This window comes from Ornithinimicrobium pekingense DSM 21552 (assembly GCF_000421185.1).
GTDB lineage: Bacteria > Actinomycetota > Actinomycetes > Actinomycetales > Dermatophilaceae > Ornithinicoccus > Ornithinicoccus pekingensis.
On the sequence record NZ_ATWJ01000001.1, the window covers coordinates 181459 to 200209 of the forward strand.

At 73.6% G+C, this 18751-nt stretch carries 21 protein-coding genes; 12 read left to right on the forward strand and 9 right to left on the reverse strand.

Annotated elements, in window-relative coordinates; all coding sequences use genetic code 11:
• Nucleotides 1-48: 48 nt before the first annotated feature.
• Nucleotides 49-345: a WXG100 family type VII secretion target gene (locus K330_RS0100920; RefSeq protein ID WP_022919980.1), complete on the forward strand. Its 297-nt coding sequence runs from the start codon at nucleotides 49-51 to the stop codon at nucleotides 343-345.
• 118 nt (nucleotides 346-463) lie between these two features.
• Here the strand turns inward: K330_RS0100920 and groL are convergent, their stop codons facing one another.
• From groL to K330_RS0100940, 4 genes are all read right to left on the reverse strand, one after another.
• Nucleotides 464-2089, reverse strand: a complete 1626-nt coding sequence (gene groL / locus K330_RS0100925; protein WP_022919981.1) for a chaperonin GroEL — start codon at nucleotides 2087-2089, stop codon at nucleotides 464-466.
• A gap of 286 nt (nucleotides 2090-2375) precedes the next feature.
• On the reverse strand, nucleotides 2376-3212 hold the full coding sequence (locus K330_RS18250) for an MBL fold metallo-hydrolase (protein ID WP_022919982.1): 837 nt from the start codon (nucleotides 3210-3212) through the stop codon (nucleotides 2376-2378).
• 262 nt (nucleotides 3213-3474) lie between these two features.
• A complete protein-coding gene (locus tag K330_RS0100935; protein ID WP_022919983.1) occupies nucleotides 3475-5142 on the reverse strand; it encodes a formate--tetrahydrofolate ligase in 1668 nt (555 codons plus the stop codon).
• 147 nt (nucleotides 5143-5289) lie between these two features.
• Nucleotides 5290-5577 (reverse strand): DUF3263 domain-containing protein, encoded by a 288-nt coding sequence (locus K330_RS0100940; protein ID WP_022919984.1) that lies wholly within the window; start codon nucleotides 5575-5577, stop codon nucleotides 5290-5292.
• Nucleotides 5578-5694: 117 nt separating this feature from the next.
• Here K330_RS0100940 and K330_RS0100945 point away from each other — a divergent pair, with 117 nt between their 5' ends.
• From K330_RS0100945 to K330_RS0100990, 10 genes are all read left to right on the forward strand, one after another.
• Nucleotides 5695-6375 carry a uracil-DNA glycosylase gene (locus tag K330_RS0100945; RefSeq protein ID WP_022919985.1) on the forward strand — a complete coding sequence of 227 codons (681 nt, stop codon included), beginning with the start codon at nucleotides 5695-5697 and terminating at the stop codon, nucleotides 6373-6375.
• A complete protein-coding gene (locus K330_RS18255) occupies nucleotides 6372-7256 on the forward strand; it encodes an SGNH/GDSL hydrolase family protein (protein ID WP_268238304.1) in 885 nt (294 codons plus the stop codon). The genes K330_RS0100945 and K330_RS18255 overlap by 4 nt, the downstream gene beginning before the upstream one ends.
• Nucleotides 7253-7927 (forward strand): HpcH/HpaI aldolase family protein, encoded by a 675-nt coding sequence (locus K330_RS22315; protein WP_022919987.1) that lies wholly within the window; start codon nucleotides 7253-7255, stop codon nucleotides 7925-7927. Before K330_RS18255 ends, K330_RS22315 begins: the two co-directional genes overlap by 4 nt.
• A gap of 95 nt (nucleotides 7928-8022) precedes the next feature.
• The gene (locus K330_RS0100960) at nucleotides 8023-8418 is read left to right on the forward strand and encodes a TOBE domain-containing protein (protein WP_022919988.1); all 396 of its coding nucleotides are present in this window, start codon (nucleotides 8023-8025) and stop codon (nucleotides 8416-8418) included.
• Between the two features lie 13 nt (nucleotides 8419-8431).
• Complete coding sequence (modA, locus tag K330_RS0100965) at nucleotides 8432-9226, forward strand: molybdate ABC transporter substrate-binding protein (protein ID WP_029202170.1); 795 nt, start codon at nucleotides 8432-8434, stop codon at nucleotides 9224-9226.
• Entirely contained in the window at nucleotides 9223-10044 is an 822-nt protein-coding gene (locus K330_RS0100970) for an ABC transporter permease (protein ID WP_022919990.1), read from the forward strand. The genes modA and K330_RS0100970 overlap by 4 nt, the downstream gene beginning before the upstream one ends.
• Nucleotides 10041-11117, forward strand: coding sequence for an ABC transporter ATP-binding protein (locus K330_RS0100975; RefSeq protein WP_022919991.1), 1077 nt, complete (start codon nucleotides 10041-10043; stop codon nucleotides 11115-11117). Before K330_RS0100970 ends, K330_RS0100975 begins: the two co-directional genes overlap by 4 nt.
• A gap of 37 nt (nucleotides 11118-11154) precedes the next feature.
• On the forward strand, nucleotides 11155-11715 hold the full coding sequence (locus K330_RS0100980; protein ID WP_022919992.1) for a DUF7010 family protein: 561 nt from the start codon (nucleotides 11155-11157) through the stop codon (nucleotides 11713-11715).
• Between the two features lie 110 nt (nucleotides 11716-11825).
• Nucleotides 11826-12974: an acyl-CoA dehydrogenase family protein gene (locus K330_RS0100985; protein ID WP_022919993.1), complete on the forward strand. Its 1149-nt coding sequence runs from the start codon at nucleotides 11826-11828 to the stop codon at nucleotides 12972-12974.
• 65 nt (nucleotides 12975-13039) lie between these two features.
• Complete coding sequence (locus K330_RS0100990) at nucleotides 13040-13804, forward strand: SDR family NAD(P)-dependent oxidoreductase (RefSeq protein ID WP_022919994.1); 765 nt, start codon at nucleotides 13040-13042, stop codon at nucleotides 13802-13804.
• Here K330_RS0100990 and K330_RS0100995 read toward each other — a convergent pair.
• The 3 genes from K330_RS0100995 to K330_RS0101005 form a co-directional block, all read right to left on the reverse strand.
• Nucleotides 13801-14232 carry a hypothetical protein gene (locus K330_RS0100995; RefSeq protein WP_022919995.1) on the reverse strand — a complete coding sequence of 144 codons (432 nt, stop codon included), beginning with the start codon at nucleotides 14230-14232 and terminating at the stop codon, nucleotides 13801-13803. The genes K330_RS0100990 and K330_RS0100995 overlap by 4 nt on opposite strands.
• 276 nt (nucleotides 14233-14508) lie before the next feature.
• Nucleotides 14509-14931, reverse strand: coding sequence for a PH domain-containing protein (locus K330_RS0101000; protein WP_029202172.1), 423 nt, complete (start codon nucleotides 14929-14931; stop codon nucleotides 14509-14511).
• A 59-nt stretch (nucleotides 14932-14990) separates the two neighbouring features.
• Nucleotides 14991-15761, reverse strand: coding sequence for an META domain-containing protein (locus K330_RS0101005; protein WP_022919997.1), 771 nt, complete (start codon nucleotides 15759-15761; stop codon nucleotides 14991-14993).
• Between the two features lie 87 nt (nucleotides 15762-15848).
• On the opposite strand from K330_RS0101005, the gene K330_RS0101010 reads away from it, so the two are divergent.
• Nucleotides 15849-16154, forward strand: a complete 306-nt coding sequence (locus tag K330_RS0101010) for a hypothetical protein (protein WP_022919998.1) — start codon at nucleotides 15849-15851, stop codon at nucleotides 16152-16154.
• A gap of 71 nt (nucleotides 16155-16225) precedes the next feature.
• Here K330_RS0101010 and K330_RS18265 read toward each other — a convergent pair whose 3' ends face one another.
• Both K330_RS18265 and K330_RS0101020 read right to left on the reverse strand, forming a co-directional pair.
• The gene (locus K330_RS18265; RefSeq protein ID WP_022919999.1) at nucleotides 16226-17272 is read right to left on the reverse strand and encodes a CNNM domain-containing protein; all 1047 of its coding nucleotides are present in this window, start codon (nucleotides 17270-17272) and stop codon (nucleotides 16226-16228) included.
• Nucleotides 17269-18681, reverse strand: a complete 1413-nt coding sequence (locus tag K330_RS0101020; RefSeq protein WP_022920000.1) for a hemolysin family protein — start codon at nucleotides 18679-18681, stop codon at nucleotides 17269-17271. The genes K330_RS18265 and K330_RS0101020 overlap by 4 nt, the downstream gene beginning before the upstream one ends.
• Nucleotides 18682-18751 lie beyond the last annotated feature (70 nt).

Below are 18751 nucleotides of genomic sequence, written 5' to 3' on the forward strand. Positions count from 1 at the left end.
ACGGGTGGGCGACACCGGAGCGCCACCACCGCACCAGGGAGGGAACCCATGAGCAACCACTTCGCGGTCGACACCGCACGCATCGCCGCCGCCTCCGGCGACATCGAGCGCATCGCCGGCTCCATCGAGGCCGAGGTGCGGGCGATGATGGCCACGCTGGTGGCCCTGCAGGACTGCTGGCAGGGCTCGGCGTCGGCCCGTTTCCAGGCGGTGATGCAGGACTGGAAGGCGACCGAGGAGCGGGTGACGGCCTCGCTGCAGCAGGTCTCCTCGACGCTGCGGCTGACGGGGCAGGACTACGAGCAGGTCGAGCAGACCAACCGGATGCGGTTCACCGCCGGCTGAGAGGTCCAGGACCGACCCGGCACGCCGACGGGGCGGCCCCTCCCGTGAGGAAGGGACCGCCCCGTGGTGCGTTGACCGCCCGCGAGGAACGCGGGCGCGCTGTGCTCCGACCGTCAGGTCAGAAGTCCATGCCGCCCATGCCGCCGTCGGCGCCGCCGGGCATCGCCGGGGTCTTCTCCGGCTTGTCGGCGATGACGGCCTCGGTGGTGAGGAACAGGGCCGCGATGGAGGCGGCGTTCTGCAGCGCAGAGCGGGTCACCTTCACCGGGTCGGCCACACCGAAGGCCAGCATGTCGCCGTACTCGCCGGTGGCCGCGTTGAGGCCCTCGCCGGGGGTCAGGTTGCGCACCTTCTCCGCGACGACGCCGCCCTCGAGACCCGCGTTGATCGCGATCTGCTTGAGCGGAGCCTCGACCGCGACGCGGACGATGTTGGCGCCGGTGGCCTCGTCGCCGGTCAGGTTCAGACCGTCGAAGGCCTTGGACGCCTGGATCAGGGCCACGCCGCCGCCGGCGACGATGCCCTCCTCGACCGCAGCCTTGGCGTTGCGGACGGCGTCCTCGATGCGGTGCTTGCGCTCCTTGAGCTCGACCTCGGTCGCGGCGCCGGCCTTGATGACGGCGACGCCACCGGCCAGCTTGGCCAGGCGCTCCTGCAGCTTCTCGCGGTCGTAGTCGGAGTCGCTGTTGTCGATCTCGGCGCGGATCTGGGCCACCCGGCCGGCGATCTGGTCGGCGTCGCCGCCGCCCTCGACGATGGTGGTCTCGTCCTTGGTGACGACGACCTTGCGGGCGCTGCCCAGCAGGTCCAGCTCGGCGGTCTCGAGCTTGAGGCCGACCTCCTCGGAGATGACCTGGCCACCGGTGAGGATGGCGATGTCGCCGAGCATGGCCTTGCGGCGGTCACCGAAGCCCGGGGCCTTGACGGCGACGGACTTGAAGTTGCCGCGGATCTTGTTCACGACCAGGGTCGCCAGGGCCTCGCCCTCGACGTCCTCGGCGACGATCGCCAGCGGCTTGCCGGACTGCATGACCTTCTCCAGCAGCGGCAGCAGGTCCTTGACCGAGGAGATCTTGGAGTTCACGACGAGGACGTAGGGGTCCTCGAGCACGGCCTCCATGCGCTCGGTGTCGGTGACGAAGTAGGGGCTGATGTAGCCCTTGTCGAAGCGCATGCCCTCGGTGAGCTCGAGCTCCAGGCCGAAGGTGTTGGACTCCTCGACGGTGATGACACCCTCGTTGCCGACCTTGTCCATGGCCTCGGCGATCATCTCGCCGATCTCGGTGTCGGCCGCGGAGATGGACGCGGACTGGGCGATCTGCTCCTTGGTCTCGACCTCCTTGGCCTGGCTCAGCAGCTCGTCGTTGACCGCCTTGACGGCGACCTCGATGCCGCGCTTGAGGGCCATCGGGTTGGCGCCGGCCGCGACGTTGCGCAGACCCTCGCGCACCATCGCCTGGGCGATGACGGTCGCGGTGGTCGTGCCGTCACCGGCGACGTCGTCGGTCTTCTTGGCGACCTCCTTGACCAGCTCGGCGCCGATCTTCTCGTAGGGGTCCTCGAGCTCGATCTCCTTGGCGATGCTCACACCGTCGTTGGTGATGGTGGGCGCACCCCACTTCTTCTCGAGCACGACGTTGCGGCCCTTGGGGCCGAGGGTCACCTTGACGGCGTCGGCGAGGGTGTTCATACCCCGCTCGAGGCCGCGGCGGGCCTCCTCGTCGAAAGCAATGGTCTTGGCCATCGTGGTCTTTTCCTCCACACAGTGATGGGCGGACGACCGGGCTGTCGCCCGCGACGGACGAGCCGCGCTCGGGGGCTCAGGTCGCCCCGTCGCACGACCCTCGACAGGGCCGGTCAGGTGTTATCACTCTCGAGTCGAGAGTGCTAGGTCCATGATTAGCACTCGACCCCTCCGAGTGCAAATGACGACACCCGCTCCCCACCGACGACGTCGCATGCACGCCCCACGCCCCACCGACGACGTCGCGTGCACGCCATACCCGGCACCGAGGACGGCGCGTGCCCCGTCAGGCGCGCAGCTCGAGCGCCCGTACGGCGGCGTCGCGCAGCGTCTGGTCCTCAAAACCCAGGCCCCGGCAGGCGCTGAGGAGGGCGTCGACGCCGGCCAGGCCACCGTCGATGACCTCGGTGAAGCGCTCGGCGAGCTGGGCCAGCTGGGCGGTCTGCTCCTCCACGAAGGCCCGGTCCACGACGGCGCCGTGGCCGGGCACCCAGACGTCCGCCAGCTCGGCCGCCGGCTTGGCGGTCAGCGCCCGGAGCGTCGCCGCCCACTCCTGGGGGAAGGCGTCCTCCATCATCGGGTCCGCCCCCTCCTCGACGAGGTCGCCGGCGAAGACGACGTGCGCGTCCGGCACCGCGACCGACAGGTCGTGGTCGGTATGGGCGCGTCCGGCCCAGAGGAGCTCGACGGTGCGGCCGCCCAGGTCGAGGGTCGTGTCGTCCTCGATGACGTAGAAGGGCAGCACGATCTCGGTGGCCTCGATCATCCGGGCCATGTGCTCGCGGTCGGTCGCCCGCACGTGGGCCACGATCTGCTCGCGCTGGTGCTCGCCCGTGCGCAGCAGGTCGTCGACCGCGCCGGCGTGGGCGTAGATCTGGGAGTCGCGGAAGGCCGAGTTGCCGAAGCAGTGGTCGTAGTGGGCATGGGTGTTGACGACCACGAGCTCCTTGTCGGTCACCTCGCGGACCGCGGCGAGCAGCTCCAGACCGTGCTCGTGGTAGCTGCGGGTGTCGATCACCAGCGCCCTGTCGTCACCGACGACCAGGCCGCAGTTGAGGTTGAGCTCCTCGTGGCGACGGACGTACACCCCGGGCGCGACGCGGCGCCAGGTCACCTCCACCATGTCCGCCAGTCTAGGTGCCGTGGACGGGTATGCCGTCAGCGGCCCCGGGAAGGGACCGGGCCGGAGCCCGGCGGCGTGCACACCACGTCGTCGGTCGCGCCGAGAGCGCGCACACCACGTCGTCGGTCGCGCCGAGAGCGTCCACATCACGTCGTCGGTCGCGCCGAAAGCGTGCACGCCACGTCGTCGGTCGCGCCGAGAGCGTGCACACCACGTCGTCGGTCGGGAGGGGGCGGGTGGGTGGGTGGGCGGGAGGGGGCGGTCAGGACAGGCCGGTGATCGTGCCGTCGGCGGAGATGTCCATCCCGACGGCGGCCGGCACCTTGGGCAGGCCGGGCATCCGCATGATGTCCCCGGTCAGGGCGACCACGAACCCGGCGCCGGCGTTGACGACGAGCTCGCGCACGGTGATCCGGAAGCCCCGGGGCGCCCCCAGGCGGGTCGGGTCGTCGGAGAAGGAGTACTGCGTCTTGGCCATGCAGACCGGCAGGTTGCCGTAGCCGTCGGCGTTGATCTGGCCGAGCTGGGCGGCGGCCGCGGGCGACAGGTCGACCCCGTCCGCACGGTAGATCTCCCGCGCGATCGTCTCGATCTTGGCGTGCATGGGCTCCTCGACGTCGTAGAGCGGGCTGTAGCTGCTCTCCTGCTCGGCCAGCTCGACGACCGCCCGGGCCATGTCGGCACCACCCTGGCCACCCTTGGTGAAGACCTCCGAGAGCACCACCGTCACGCCGAGCGCCTCGCACCGCTCCCGCACCAGACGCAGCTCGGCGTCGGTGTCGCTGGGGAAGCGGTTGAGCGCCACGAGCGCGGGCACGCCGAACTTGGCGAGGTTCTCCAGGTGCTGCTCGAGGTTGACCATGCCGGTGCCCAGGGCGAACAGGTCCTCGTTGGCGAGCTCCTTCTTGTCCTTGCCGCCGTTGAGCTTGAGCGCCCGGACGGTGGCGACGACGACGACGGCGTCGGGCCGCAGGCCGCCGGCGGGGCAGACGATGTCGAAGAACTTCTCCGCGCCCAGGTCGGCGCCGAAGCCGGCCTCGGTCACGACGTAGTCGGCGAGCTTGAGGGCCGTCCTGGTCGCGATGATCGAGTTGTTGCCGTGGGCGATGTTGGCGAACGGGCCGCCGTGGATGATCGCCGGGGTGTTCTCCAGCGTCTGCACGAGGTTGGGCTTGATCGCGTCCTTCATCAGCAGCGCCATCGCGCCCGGGGCCTGCAGGTCGGCGGCCGTCACCGGCTGCTTGTCGTAGGTGTAGCCCACGATCATGCGCCCGAAGCGCTCCTTGAGGTCCTCCAGGCTGGTGGCCAGGCACAGCGCGGCCATGATCTCGCTGGCCACGGTGATCTCGAAGCCGGACTCGCGCACGACCCCGTCGCCGACCTTGCCCATGCCGATGACGATGTTGCGCAGGGCGCGGTCGTTCATGTCCATCACCCGCGGCCAGGTGATCCGCTTGGGGTTGATGTTCAGCGGGTTGCCCTGGTGGATGCTGTTGTCGAGCAGCGCCGCAAGCAGGTTGTGCGCCGCGGTGATGGCGTGGAAGTCGCCGGTGAAGTGCAGGTTGATGTCCTCCATCGGCACCACCTGGGCGTAGCCGCCGCCGGCCGCCCCGCCCTTCATGCCGAACGACGGCCCCAGCGACGGCTCGCGCAGGGTGGTCATCGCCTTCTTGCCGATCGCGTTGAGCGCCATCGACAGCCCCACGTTGGTCGTGGTCTTGCCCTCGCCGGCCGCGGTCGGGTTGATCGCGGTGCACAGGATGAGCCTGCCGTCGGGCCGGTCGGCGAGCCGGTCGAGGATGCCCAGCGACAGCTTGGCCTTGGTGTGGCCGTAGGGCTCGTAGTCCTCGGCGGTCAGCCCGAGCCCCTCGGCGATCTCGCCGATCGGGCGGAGGGTGGCTTCCTGGGCGATCTCGACGTCGGTCTTCACGGGAGGAACGTTACTCACGCCCGGAGCGACGCACCCCTCGACCCGCACGACGACCTGCGCGAGGTATGCGGTGCCGCCGCGCACAGCAACGCCCGGCGCCTTCGCGGTCGCCGGGCGTCGGTGTGACTCGTGGGGGCCCGCCGGCCTCTACAGCTCGATCCCGAGCCGCCGCGCGGAGCGGCTGCGCTGGCGGCTGGCGCGCTGGCGACGCAGACGCTTGATGAGCATCGGGTCGTGGGCGAGCGCGTCCTCGCTGTCGATGAGCTGGTTGAGCAGCTGGTAGTAGCGGGTGGGGCTCAGGTCGAAGAGGTCCTTGACGGCCTGCTCCTTGGACCCGGCGTACTTCCACCACTGGTGCTCGAAGTCGAGGATCTGCCGGTCGCGCTCGGACAGGGACGTCGACTCGTCGACCTGCACCCGGGGGGCGGCACCCATCAATCGTCCCTCTCGTCGACTCGTCCAATCGGCTGCCGTCAGTCTAGGGCACCGGAACTACAGACGTGTCATTTGCCCCGTGCGCGTCGCGGGACGCGCACCGCATACCCTCGTGGCGTGCCCGGACCCGCCCCGCTCAAGGACCTCGTGCACCCGACCTGGGCCGAGGCGCTCGCCCCCGCCGAGGAGACGGTCGCCCGGCTGGGTGCCTGGCTGCGGGAGGAGAGCCGGGCCGGACGAGGCTACCTGCCCGCCGGCGAGCATGTGCTCCGGGTCTTCGAGCGGCCGCTGCACGAGGTGCGGGTGCTCATCGTCGGCCAGGACCCCTACCCCACCCCTGGCCACGCCGTCGGCCTGAGCTTCTCGGTCGCCCCCGACGTGCGCCCTGTCCCGCGCAGCCTGCAGAACATCTACGCCGAGCTGGCCGACGACCTCGGGCACCCGGTGCCGACCACCGGTGACCTGACCCCGTGGGCCGAGCACGGCGTCATGCTGCTCAACCGGGTCCTCACCGTGCGCCCCAACGCCCCGGCGAGCCACCGCGGCCGCGGCTGGGAGGAGGTGACCGAGCTGGCCATCGACACGCTCGTGCGCCGGGGCGGTCCGCTGGTGGCGGTGCTGTGGGGCCGCGACGCGCGGAGCCTGGCCGCGCGGCTCGGCGACGTCCCGCGGATCGAGAGCGCGCACCCCTCGCCGCTGTCGGCGCGCAACGGCTTCTTCGGCTCGCGGCCCTTCAGCCGCGCCAACGAGCTGCTCCTCCGCCAGGGGGCGGACCCGATCGACTGGAGGCTGGCGTGACGCAGGACGGGACCGGTATGGAGAGCGCCGGCGAGCGCGTGCGCGGCGCCCTGGTGCACGGCGCCGCGGGCAGCGTGCGCCCGCAGGCGCGGGCGTGGGGCCGCTACGTCGCGATCGGTGACTCCTTCACCGAGGGCATGAGCGACCCCGACCCCGTCGAGCCCGACGCCTACGTCGGCTGGGCCGACCGGCTCGCCGCCCTGCTGGCGGCGCACGCCGAGGAGTTCTCCTACGCCAACCTGGCCGTGCGCGGCCGCAAGCTGGCCGACGTCGCCGGCCCGCAGGTGGACGCCGCGCTCGCCCTGGAGCCCGACCTGGTCAGCATCGTCGGCGGCGGCAACGACATCCTGCGGCCGCGGGCCGACGTGGACGCGCTGGCGGCCACCCTCGACGGCGCCGTCGCACGGATCCGGGCCACCGGGGCGGACGTCCTCATGGCCACGCCGACCGACCCGGTGGGCGCGCCGGTCATCGGACGCACCCGGGGACGGGTCGGGGTCTACATCTCCCACATCTGGTCGATCGCCCAGCGGCACGGCTGCTACGTGCTCAACCAGTGGGCCTGCGACTTCCTGCAGGACTGGCGGATGTGGGCCGAGGACCGGATCCACATGACGGCCGAGGGGCACCGCCGGGTGGCCCTGGCCGCCTACACCGCGCTGGGCCACGACCCCGACGAGGCCGACTGGCACCTGCCGCTGCCGCCGCAGCCCGGCCCGGGGGTCCTGGAGTCCGTCCGCGGCAACGCGCAGTGGGCGCGGGAGTACGCCGGCCCGTGGGTGCAGCGGCGGCTGCAGGGCCGGTCCTCCGGCGACGGCCGCGCACCGAAGCGGCCCGAGCTCGGGCCGGCACCCGACCACCCCCGACCGGAGGACCGATGACTCCCTTCTCCTCGCCCCGCGGCCTGTGGCTGACCGTGCTGGGGCCGGACGCGCTGGAGGCGCTGCCGCTGACCGGCGTCGGGTGGCTCGGCGTCGACCTGCAGCACGGCGTCCTGGAGGTCCGTGACCTGCCCGGCCTGCTGCGCGTCAGCCCGGTCCCGGTGCTGGCGCGGGCCGGCTCGCAGGACCCGGCGCACCTGGGCCGGGTGCTCGACACCGGGGTGGCCGGCGTCATCGTGCCCGGGGTGGGCTCGGGCGAGGAAGCGGCGGCGCTGGTCTCGGCCGTCCGCCTGCCGCCGGAGGGCCGTCGCAGCACGGGTCTGACCCGCGGCGTCATGGTGGGCGGCCCGCAGCGGCCGCTGCTGCTCCCGATGGTCGAGACGGCCGAGGGGCTCGCCGCGGTCCGTGACATCGCCGGGTGCGCGGGGGTCGACGGGGTGTTCGTGGGGCCCTACGACCTGTCCCTGTCCCTCGGGCGTCCCTCGGTGGTCGACGACGAGCTGGTGGCCGCCGTGCACCGGGTGGTCTCGACCGCCCGGGAGGCCGGCGTGCTGGGAGGTGCCTTCTCGGGCAACCGCGACCTCGACGGCCTGCTGCCCGACCTCGACCTGGTCGCCCTCGACACGGACGTCACCGCGCTGCGCCGGGGCGTGGCCGACCTGTTCGGCTGAACCGCGCCGCAGGCGCCGGGCGCTCGCCCGCGTCTGCGCACCTGCGACGACCGCCCCGGGCATCCCGACGCATCTGCGTGGTTATGCTGGCATCTATGACGCAGATGCGCGTGAGCGAGGCGGCCGGACTGCTGGGGGTCTCCCCCGACACGGTCCGCAGGGCGATCGACGCCGGCCGCCTGCCGGCGACCAGGGACGACGCCGGCCGCACGGTGGTGCAGGGGCGGGACGTCGCGGCGCTGGCGCAGGAGCAGGCGCACCCGGCTGCTGTCGGTGACCTGGGCACCAGCTCGGCGCGCAACCAGATGCGCGGCATCGTCACGTGTGTGGTCAGCGACACCGTGATGTCGCAGGTGGACGTGCAGGCCGGACCGTTCCGGCTGGTCTCGCTGCTGTCCACCGAGGCGGTGCAGGAGCTGGGGCTGGAGCCCGGCTCGGTCGTCGTCGCCTCGGTCAAGGCCACGCACGTGACGATCGGTGCGCCGTCGTGACCGGCAGACGGGCATGACGTCGGGGTCGCTCCGCCGCGTGGTCACCACCGCACGGACGGCGGCGCTCGCCCTGGTGCCTGCCGTGCTCCTGGCAGCCTGCGGCGCTGCGGACGACGGCGCGGCGGGCGACGACGACCCGGCCGGGCCCCGGACCGTCACCGTCCTCGCGGCGGCCTCGCTCACCGACGTCCTCGAGCTCGTCGCCGCCGACCTCGAGTCGGACCACGAGGGGGTGCGGGTCGAGCTGTCGTTCGCGGCCAGCTCGACCGTCGTCCAGCAGGTGCAGGAGGGGGCGCCGGCCGACGTCGTCGCGCTCGCCGGGCAGGAGCCGCTCGAGCTGCTGGAGGCGAGCAACCGCGCCGGCGAACCCGTCGTCTTCACCACCAACACCCTCGCCCTGGCCGTGCCCGCCGACAACCCTGCCGGCATCGAGGGCCCGGAGGACCTGGCGCGAGACGGCATACGCCTCGTGGTGTGCCGGCCGGAGGCGCCGTGCGGCGCCGCCGCGCAGACCCTCTTCGCGCAGCTGGGCATCAGCCCGGCCATCTCCTCCTACGAGCCGGACGTGCGCGCCACCCTCGCCAAGGTCTCGCTGGGCGAGGCGGACGCCGGCGTCGTCTACAACACCGACGTCGCGACGGCCGCCGACGGGGTGCTGGCCGTCGAGATCCCGCCTCAGGACAACGTGGTCAGCCGCTACCCGATCCTGGCCGTCTCGGACAACCCGCTGGCCCGCGTCTTCATCGACGAGGTGCTGTCCGCGCGCGGCCAGCAGCACCTGGCCGACGCCGGGTTCGTCGCGCCGTGACGACGACCGGTCGGGGAGCCCGCCGCCGTCCCCGCACCCCGGGGGCGGTCCGCACGCGGCTCCCGCTCGTCGCGCCCGCCGCGGTCGGGGTCGCCTTCATCGTGCTGCCGCTCGTGGCGCTGCTCCTGCGCGCGGACTGGGCCGACCTCGCCACCCACCTGTCCGCGCCCGTCGTCGGCCAGTCGCTGCGGCTGTCGGCGGTCACGACCGCGGTCACGATGGTGGTGGTCTGGACCCTCGGCACCCCGCTCGCGTGGCTGCTGGCCCGCTCCGACCACCCGCTGACCGCCTGGGGCCGCGCCCTCGTCACCGTCCCCCTGGTCCTGCCGCCCGTGGTCGGCGGGGTCGCGCTGCTGATGACCTGGGGGCGGCGCGGGGTGCTCGGCGGCTGGCTGGAGGAGGCCTTCGGCGTCACGCTGCCGTTCACCACCGCTGCCGTCGTGATGGCCGAGATCTTCGTGGCCATGCCCTTCTACGTCATCTCCGTGGAGGGGTCGATGCGCAGCCTGGACCGCCGCTTCGACGAGGTCGCCGCGACGCTGGGGGCCGGGCCCGTGCGCACCTTCCGCACGGTGGTCGTGCCCATGGTCCTGCCGGGGATCGCGGCCGGCTCGGCCCTGGCGTGGGCGCGGGCGCTCGGGGAGTTCGGGGCGACGATCACCTTCGCGGGCAGCTTCCCGGGCCGCACCCAGACGGCTCCCCTCGGCGTCTACGCCGCGCTCGAGCGCGACCCCGACGCGGCGGTCGCGCTGTCGCTGGTCATGCTGGCCGTCAGCGTGCTCGTGCTCGGGCTGCTGCGGAGCCGGTGGCTACGATGACCGCCCTGGACGCCTCCCTCGCCGTCCGCCTCGACGGCTTCGACCTGGACGTCGCGCTCCGCCGCGAGCACGGCGTCACTGCGGTCCTGGGCCCCAACGGGTCGGGCAAGACGACCGCGCTCAAGGCCCTGGCGGGACTGCATACCCTCGAGTCCGGCCACGTGCGCGTGGCGGGCACGACCTGGGCCGACGCCCGCACGCACCTGCCGCCGGAGGCGCGCAGCGTCGGGATGGTGCTCGCCGACCCGCTGCTGTTCCCGCACCTGACGCTGCTCGACAACGTGGCCTTCGGTCCCCGGTCACGAGGTATGCCGCGTGCCGCCGCCCGCTCGCGCGCCGCCGAGGAGCTGGGCCGGGTCGGGCTCGCCGAGCTGACCGGGCGCAGGCCGTCGCAGGTCTCCCAGGGGCAGGCGCAGCGGGCGGCCCTGGCCCGCGCCCTGGCGACCGACCCCGCCCTGCTGCTGCTCGACGAGCCACTGTCGGCGCTCGACCCCCAGACCCGGTCGGTGACACGGGCCGACCTGTCGCACCGGCTCCGTGACTACGCAGGGGTGACGGTGCTGGTGACGCACGACCCGCTGGACGCCCTCACCCTGGCCGACCACCTGCTGTTCCTCGAGGGCGGACGGGTCGTGCAGTCGGGCACCCCGGCGGAGATCGTCGCGCGGCCCCGCTCCCCCTACGTCGCGGGGGTCGTCGGGCTCAACCTGGTCCACGGCCGTCTCGCCGGCGGAGGTCCGCCCCGGCTGGCCCTGGCGGGCGGTGCGGAGCTCGTGGTCGCCGAGGTGCCCGCGGACGCCCGCCCCGGCGACGAGCTGCTGGCGACGGTCAACCCTGCCGCGGTCACGCTGTTCACCGAGCGGCCCGAGGCCTCGGCCCGCAACCTGTGGCACCTGGAGGTCGCCGCCGTGACGGTCACCGGGCAGCGGGCCCGGGTGCGGCTGCACGGGGTGCCCGGCGTGGAGCTGGTCGCCGAGGTGACGCTGCCTGCCGTGGCGCAGCTCGGCGTGACCGTCGGGACCCGGCTCTGGGCCGGCGTCAAGGCGACCGAGGTCGAGGTCTACCCGGCCTGAGGCGTCCCCGGTCGGCGGCCGAGGACAATAGGCGGCTGTGAACGGTTCCGAGGGACAGCGGTCGGGCGTCGCGGCCGCGCAGGCCGACGTGCGCGAGGTCTACCACGGCGGCTGGATCGGGCCCGTGGTGTCGGCCGTGGTCTGGCTGGCCGCCGGCCTGTCGGCCGACCGGATGGGCATGGGCGTCGGCTCCGCCGTGCTCTTCCTCGGCGGGGTGCTCATCCCTGCGGTCTCGATGGCCGGCAACCGGGTGCTGGGGGACCGGGCGGACCTGCCTGCCGGGCACCCCATGCGGGGCCTGGCGATGCAGTCGGCGTTCGGGATGGTGGCCGGGCTGCTGGCTGCGTGGCTGCTCGCCGGTGTCCTGCCCGGTGCGTTCTTCCCCCTGGCCATGGTGGTCGTGGGCGCGCACTACTTCACGTTCATGCATCTCTACGGCGAGGTGGTGTTCCTCGTCGGCGGGGTGGTCCAGGTGCTGGCGGGGCTGGTCATCCTGGCCGGCGACACGTCGCCGACGCTGGGCGCCTACGTGATGACCGGGCTGCTGGTGCTGATGTCGGGAGCCCTGCTGCTGCGGCACCGGGCCCGCGCGACGTAGGGCCTGCCGGGCTGCACCGCACGCGTGCGCGGCATGGAGCCACGCGACGAGGACGGTGGCGGCGGCGCACGGTTAGCAGGTGACGCCACGTCCGGGGATATCGTCACCGCATGGTGCAACGCGTGCTCCCCAGCGAAGAGGCCGAGGACCTGCTGGCGCTCGTCCGTGAGATCGCGGACGAGCAGCTGCTGCCGCGGGTCGACGAGGCGGAGGCGCAGGCCCGCTTCCCCCGCGAGGTCTTCACGATGCTCGGCCAGGCGGGGCTGCTGTCGCTGGCCTACCCCGAGGAGCAGGGCGGCGGCGGCCAGCCCTACGAGGTCTACCTGCAGGTCGTGGAGGAGATCGCCCGCGCCTGGATGTCGGTCGCGGTCGGGGTGTCCGTCCACTCCCTGACCTGCTTCCCGCTCGCCGGCTTCGGCACCCCCGAGCAGCAGGAGCGCTGGCTGGGCGACATGCTCTCGGGCGACCAGCTCGGCGCCTACTGCCTCTCCGAGCCCCAGGCCGGCTCCGACGTCGCCGCGATCCGCACCCGCGCGGAACGGGACGGTGACGGTTACGTCGTCACCGGCACCAAGGCCTGGATCAGCCACGCCGGCCACGCCGACTTCTACACCCTCTTCGCCCGCACCTCCGACGACGGCGGACGAGGCCTGTCCTGCTTCCACGTCCCGGCTGACACGCCCGGCATCGGCTTCGGCGAGCCCGAGCGCAAGATGGGTATGCGCGCCGCCACCGTGCGCGAGGTCCTCTTCGAGGGCGCCCGCCTCGGCGCCGAGCACAGGATCGGTGCCGAGGGGCAGGGTATGCAGCTCGCGCTCGCCGCCCTCGACTCCGGCCGCCTGGGCATCGCCGCCGCCGCGACCGGGCTGGCTCAGCGGGCGCTGGAGGTGGCCAGCGCCTACGCGCAGGAGCGGCAGCAGTTCGGCCGGCCCATCGCCGACAACCAGGGCCTGGCCTTCCTGATCGCCGACATGGCCGCCGCCGTCGGCAGCTCCCGCGCGACCTACCTGCACGCGGCCCGCCTCAAGGACGCCGGCAAGCCGCACACGCAGGAGGCCTCCATCGCCAAGCTGGTCGCCACCGACGCCGCGATGCGCGTCACCACCGACGCGGTGCAGGTGCTCGGCGGCTACGGCTACACCACCGACTTCCCCGCCGAGCGCTTCATGCGCGAGGCGAAGGTCACCCAGATCTTCGAGGGCACCAACCAGATCCAGCGCCTGGTCATCTCGCGCCAGGTGCTGGCCGCCCACCGCTGACCCGGCCGCTCCCCCACCGCCGCGTCACCATCCACCCCAGCTCCACCCCATACCCGGAGGAACGCATGCAGATCACCGACTCCACCGTCGCCCTCGTCACCGGCGGCGCCTCGGGCCTGGGCGAGCAGACCGCCCGCCGTCTCCTCGAGGCCGGGGCCCAGGTCGTGCTCGTCGACCTGCCGGGCGGCCGCGGCGAGGAGGTCGCGGCCGCGTTGGGCGAGCGCGCGCACTTCGCCGGTGGCGACGTGCGCGACGAGGAGCAGGTCGCGGCGGCCGTCAAGCAGGCCGCGGGCCTGGGTGAGCTGCGGGTCGTCGTCAACTGCGCCGGGGTCGCGACGCCGGGCCGCATCCTGTCGCGCCGGGGCGTGCTGGGCCTGGACGCCTACCGCACCGTGGTGGAGATCAATCTCATCGGCACCTTCAACGTGCTGCGTCTGGCCGCCGAGCAGATGGCCGCCAACGAGCCGCTGGACGGTGACCGGGGCGTCGTCGTCATGACCGCGAGCGTCGCGGCGTTCGACGGGCAGATCGGGCAGGCGGCGTACGCCTCGTCCAAGGCCGGTGTGGTCGGGCTGACGCTCACCGCCGCGCGCGACCTGGCCGACAAGGCGATCCGCGTGATGACGATCGCCCCCGGCATCTTCGAGACGCCGATGATGGCCGGGCTGGGCGAGGACGTGAAGTCCTCCCTCGAGGCGCTCGTGCCGCACCCTGCGCGGCTGGGCAGGCCGCAGGAGTATGCCGCGCTGGTCGCGCACATCGTCGAGAACCCGTTGCTCAACGGCGAGGTCATCCGCCTCGACGGCGCGCTGCGGATGCCGCCCCGCTAGTCCGCGTCCGCACCGCCCTCGCGGGCGGCCTCCCACCAGGCCCGGGCACGCCGCACCCCGTCGTCGGACCACCTGCGGAAGGTGACCTCCCGGCCGTCCGCGAGCCGCAGCTGCCCACCCGTGCGGAAGGCGGGCGCCTGCGCGTCGTGGCCCACGTGGTCCACCACGGCCCACGGCACCTCGGCGTGGCCTCCCGTGAACCGCTCGCGGAGGACTCCGGTCGGGGTGACGACCCACGCCAGGCTCACCGCGCGGGCGCCGAGCAGCCACACCGCGGCGAGGGCGAGGTTGACCCAGCCGCGCCACTCGCTGGGCTCCTGCACCGCACGGACGGCGCCCAGCGCGAGGTAGGCCAGACCGAGGGCGAGGTAGAGGCGACGCACCCAGGCGGGCATGACGTGCAGGACCTGCCGCTCCTGGCCGGTCACGAGGCCCTCACGTCACAGGCCGCCCGCACCACCCGGACACGTCGCCGCTCCGCGTCCCGCAGCACCGGCCCGCTCGACCCCATCCCCGAACGCTAGGGCGGACGCCCGTCGACGGCGAGGCGCCCCGCCTCGGTGGGCCGAGGGCGGGGTCCTGCTCGCGTCGGGTCGGTCGACCTCGCCCAGCTGGACGAGGTCGACCGACGGAGGGCGAGCACGCCGTGACGGATGTGACGGACATGGCGGGTGAGACGGACCGAGCACGCCGACGCGCGCGCGTCATACCCCCGTGTGCCAGCGGCGGAGCCGCTCGAGCTCCGAGGGCGGCACCCCCAGCAGGGTGACGACCTCCCCGTCGCGAAGCACCGCCTGCACCCGCCAGGCCCGCTGCGGCGCGTCGGGGCGCAGGTCGAGGATGTCGGAGCGCTCCAGCCGCCGCGGCCGGCGCCCCTCGACGACCGTGAGGGCGTCGGCCTCGAGGCGGGTGCCGCTGCGCTCGAAGCGGCTCGCCCAGACGAGGAAGACGCCGAACAGCATCCACACGGGCGCGATGAGCAGCGCCCAGCTGCGCCAGGGCCAGGAGAGCGCGAGGACGGTCACCGCGCTGAGGATGACGGCGACCCCGATGGTCGCGCGCAGGGCGGGCAGCCACGGCGGCTGCATCAGCCACTGCACCGGGGCGGGCGTGGGCGGTCGGGTCACGCCTGCCAGCGTAGGCCGACGGACGCACCCGTGGGGCCGTGAGGTCGGGTCGCCAGGGGTCAGTCGGCCCGCAGCCCGAGGCCGACGTCGCCCGCCTGCAGGGTCAGGCTGGCCGCCTCGATCCGCGCGGTCAGCTCACCGGCGACCAGGACTTCGAGCACGGCGCTCTCCAGCTCCCCGCGGGGGCCCTGGCACGCCATCCGCGTCAGGACCAGCGGGCCGACGCTGACCGTCCCCTCCCCCCGCTCGTAGCTCCCGCTGCCCCGGTTGCACCCCGGCGACACGGAGACGGTGCCGTCCTCGCCGAAGGTCAGGGTCGCCTCCGCCCCGGCCGGGACGCTCGAGACGGCGTCGCCCGAGATGAGGGAGTCCACCCGCCAGGTGGTGCCCACGAGCGGCCGGTCCGGGTCGGCGACCTCCCGGTCCAGGAGGGTCAGCACGGTCGAGCCGGCGGTCAGCGTGAGCTCGTCACCCTGCACCGCGAGCGCCGGCCGCCCGGTGAGCAGGCCGGCGAGCCAGGTGTCCTGGTCCATGAGCGGGCCCGGGCAGCCCATCTCGGTCATGGCCAGCTCCTCGGTGACGAGCACGTCGCCGTCGAGGGAGTAGGCGCCGCTCATCGTGTTGCAGCCCGCGCCGGCCCGCACACGCCCGTCGACGAAGGCCAGCGTGACCCGGCTGCCGTCGACCAGCTGGTGCGGGTTGCCGTCCTCGGTCACCGCGGTGCTCAGGAAGGTCCGTCCGCCGACCTCGGGGGCGCCGGCGCCGCCCACCGCCCCGCAGGAGGCCAGGACGAGGACGGGGAGGGCACAGAGCAGCGCGACGAGCCTCATGCCGGGTATGACGTGCACGCGCGGGCCGATGTTCCGCGTGCCCGTTCGCGGTGCCGGTGCCACGCCGCGGTGCCAGGATCGGTGCTCATGACCTACCCAGGACAGCCGGGACCGGACGACGTCCCCAGGCCGGACGCGGCGCCGGGCGCCGAGCCGGCCGACCCGTGGGCCGAGGAGGAGGCCCAGCGGCGGGCCGACGAGGTGCGCCGGGGCGACGGGCAGTGGCGGTCGAGCAGCGGCGGCCTGGGCCCCCTGCCGGCCCGCACCTGGACCCGCGGCAGCACGCGTGTCACGGTCGGCGGGTGCTGCCTGCCCCTGCCCTTCGGCTGCCTGACCACGCTGGCCGCGGCGGCGTTCGTGGCGGTGTCGGTCGCGCGGCGCGGCACCGCCTGAGGGCCGGTCGGCGGGCCCGCTGAGGCACCGCTGCGGCGCGGGCCCGGCACACGGGGTCCGCGCCGCAGCCGTCAGCCCGCGTCGGCGGGGTCGATGGCGGGGTCGACGAGCACCTGGCTCGGCAGCACGCGGTGCATGATGTCCGAGACGCTGACCACTCCGTGGGTGCGCTCCGGCTCGGCCACCACGGTGAGCTGCTCGCCGTGCTCGCGCATGCGCGCCAGGGCCTCGTAGACGGGCGTGTCCGGGGGCAGCACGAACGCGGGCCTGGCCAGCTCGCGCACCGGGTGGTGCCCGTCGTGCACCAGCGTGTCGCGCACGTGCACCACGCCCGCGGCGCTGCCGTCGGAGGCGGCCAGCAGGATGCGCAGGTGGCCGCTGGTCGAGGCGGCCTCCTGCACCTCGGCGACGCTAGCCCGCTCGCCCACGGCCACCGGCCGCTGGTCCTCGGGCACCAGGTCGCCCAGGGTGAGGCGCTCGAGGTCGATGACCCGGTTGATCTGCCGCTGGAAGTCGGTCTCCAGCGCCCCGGTCTCGGCAGAGTGCTCCACCAGCGCCCGGATGGTGGCGGCGTCCTGGCCGCCGACCGCGGCGCGGTCCACGGGCGTCACGCCGCTGGCGGCGACGAGCCGGTTGGCGAGGGTGTTGATGCCCAGCAGCAGCGGCCGCACCACCCAGACGAACGCCCGGCCCGCCGGGGAGACCAGCTTGGCCGCCCGCTCGGGGTGGGCGATCGCCCACGACTTGGGCGCCATCTCGCCGACGACCAGGTGCAGGAAGGTCACGAGGAGCAGCGACAGCGCGAAGGACGCGCCGCCCGCGAGCCACGAGGGGGCGCCGAGGTCGGAGAGCACCGGCCCGAGCCAGGCGTCCAGCGCCGGCTTGGTGACCGCCCCGAGGGCGAAGGTGGCGGCGGTGATGCCCAGCTGGGCCCCGGCGAGCATGAGCGTCAGCTCGTTCATGCCGCGCAGCGCCGACCGGGCCGAGCGCGACGAGGGCGCCTCCAGCTCCAGCCGCTGCCTGCGTGCGCCCAGGAGCGCGAACTCGATGATCACGAAGAAGGCGCTGGCCACGATCAGCACGGCCGTGACCAGGGTGACGACGACGGGATCGCTCATCGCAGCTCCTCCCCGGGGGTTCCGTCCGCTTCCTCGAGATCGGCACGGACCTCCTCGGCCGGCCGGGTGACCAGCCTGACCAGGACCTCGCTCGGCACGTGCCGCTCGACCTCGAGCACCTCCACGGCCAGGCTGCGCAGCACCGGCTCGTCCGACACCAGCTCGGAGGGGTCCTGCGGCAGCTCCACGGTCACCACCTGGCCCACCTCGGGCAGGTCGCCGGTCTCGGCGATGAGCAGCCCGGCGACGGTCTCGTAGTCACCCTCGGGCAGCCGGTGGCCCAGGGCGCGCTCGACCTCGTCGACGTGCACGTCGCCGTCCATGCGCCACTCGTCGTCCTCGCCGGCCACGATCTGCTCGGGCATCTGGTCGTCGTGCTCGTCGGTGATCTCCCCCACGAGCTCCTCGGCCAGGTCCTCCATCGTCAGCACCCCGGCGAAGCCGCCGTACTCGTCCACGACGCAGGCCAGCTGCTCCCCGGCCTCGTCCAGCTCGGCCACGGCCGTCGGCAGCGGCATCAGCGTGGGGACGATGACCGGCCGCCGCATGATCTCGGCGATCGGCGTGCCGGAGTCCGCCGGCAGGCGCAGGATGTCGCCCAGCTGCACCACCCCCACGGGCTGGCCCTCGGCGTCGATGACGGGGTAGCGCGTGTGCGCGTGCGCCATAAGCTGACGCAGCTCGGCCACGGTGATGTCCGGCGGCACCGTGTCGACCCGACCCCGGGGCACCATGGCGTGCTCGACGTCCTGGTCGGGGAAGTCCAGGATCCGGTCCAGCAGCATCGACAGCTCCAGCGGCAGGTCGCCGCTGTCGCGGGAGTCGGCGACGATGCGCTCTAGGTCCTCCGCGGTCGCGCTGGTGTCCAGGTCGTGGATCGGCTCGATGCGCACCAGGCGCAGCAGCAGGTTGGCCGACCGGTCGAAGAAGGCGATGAGCCAGCCGAAGACCGCCAGGTAGACCAGGGTGGACCGGGCCATCCACCGGGCCATCGGCTCGGCGTTGGCGATCGCGAGGTTCTTGGGGTAGAGCTCGCCGAAGAGCATCTGCACGACGGTGGCCACGGCCAGCACCCCCACGGTGCCGACCAGGATGCTCACCGACTCGGGCACCCCCGCCCCGCCCAGCAGGGTGCCCAGGGCGGAGCCGACCATCGGCTCGGCGACATACCCGACGAGCAGACCGGTGACGGTGATGCCCAGCTGGGCGCCGGAGAGCATGAACGAGGTCCGCCTCGTCACCTTCAGCGCCCGCTCGGCCGCCGCGTCGCCGTCCCGGGCCCGGGAGGCGAGCCGGTTGCGGTCCACCGACATGTAGGCGAACTCCTGGGCCACGAAGTAGCCGTTCGCCGCGATGATCAGCAGGATCACCGCAACACCTGCCAGCAGCAGGAGGACGGCTTCGGTCATGCCTTCCTCCGGCGCCGGCGCGACCTATCTCGGGGTGGGTCCTCGGGCGTGCTCGAGCGTTCGTTCACGC

Coding starts and splice junctions, on each gene's coding strand:
- K330_RS0100920 (WP_022919980.1), top strand. CDS start 49: ATGAGCAACCACTTCGCGGTCGACACCGCACGCATCGCCGCCGCCTCC.
- groL (WP_022919981.1), bottom strand. CDS start 2,089: ATGGCCAAGACCATTGCTTTCGACGAGGAGGCCCGCCGCGGCCTCGAG.
- K330_RS18250 (WP_022919982.1), bottom strand. CDS start 3,212: ATGGTGGAGGTGACCTGGCGCCGCGTCGCGCCCGGGGTGTACGTCCGT.
- K330_RS0100940 (WP_022919984.1), bottom strand. CDS start 5,577: ATGGGTGCCGCCCCCCGGGTGCAGGTCGACGAGTCGACGTCCCTGTCC.
- K330_RS22315 (WP_022919987.1), top strand. CDS start 7,253: ATGACTCCCTTCTCCTCGCCCCGCGGCCTGTGGCTGACCGTGCTGGGG.
- K330_RS0100960 (WP_022919988.1), top strand. CDS start 8,023: ATGACGCAGATGCGCGTGAGCGAGGCGGCCGGACTGCTGGGGGTCTCC.
- modA (WP_029202170.1), top strand. CDS start 8,432: ATGACGTCGGGGTCGCTCCGCCGCGTGGTCACCACCGCACGGACGGCG.
- K330_RS0100975 (WP_022919991.1), top strand. CDS start 10,041: ATGACCGCCCTGGACGCCTCCCTCGCCGTCCGCCTCGACGGCTTCGAC.
- K330_RS0100985 (WP_022919993.1), top strand. CDS start 11,826: ATGGTGCAACGCGTGCTCCCCAGCGAAGAGGCCGAGGACCTGCTGGCG.
- K330_RS0100990 (WP_022919994.1), top strand. CDS start 13,040: ATGCAGATCACCGACTCCACCGTCGCCCTCGTCACCGGCGGCGCCTCG.
- K330_RS0101005 (WP_022919997.1), bottom strand. CDS start 15,761: ATGAGGCTCGTCGCGCTGCTCTGTGCCCTCCCCGTCCTCGTCCTGGCC.
- K330_RS0101010 (WP_022919998.1), top strand. CDS start 15,849: ATGACCTACCCAGGACAGCCGGGACCGGACGACGTCCCCAGGCCGGAC.
- K330_RS18265 (WP_022919999.1), bottom strand. CDS start 17,272: ATGAGCGATCCCGTCGTCGTCACCCTGGTCACGGCCGTGCTGATCGTG.
- K330_RS0101020 (WP_022920000.1), bottom strand. CDS start 18,681: ATGACCGAAGCCGTCCTCCTGCTGCTGGCAGGTGTTGCGGTGATCCTG.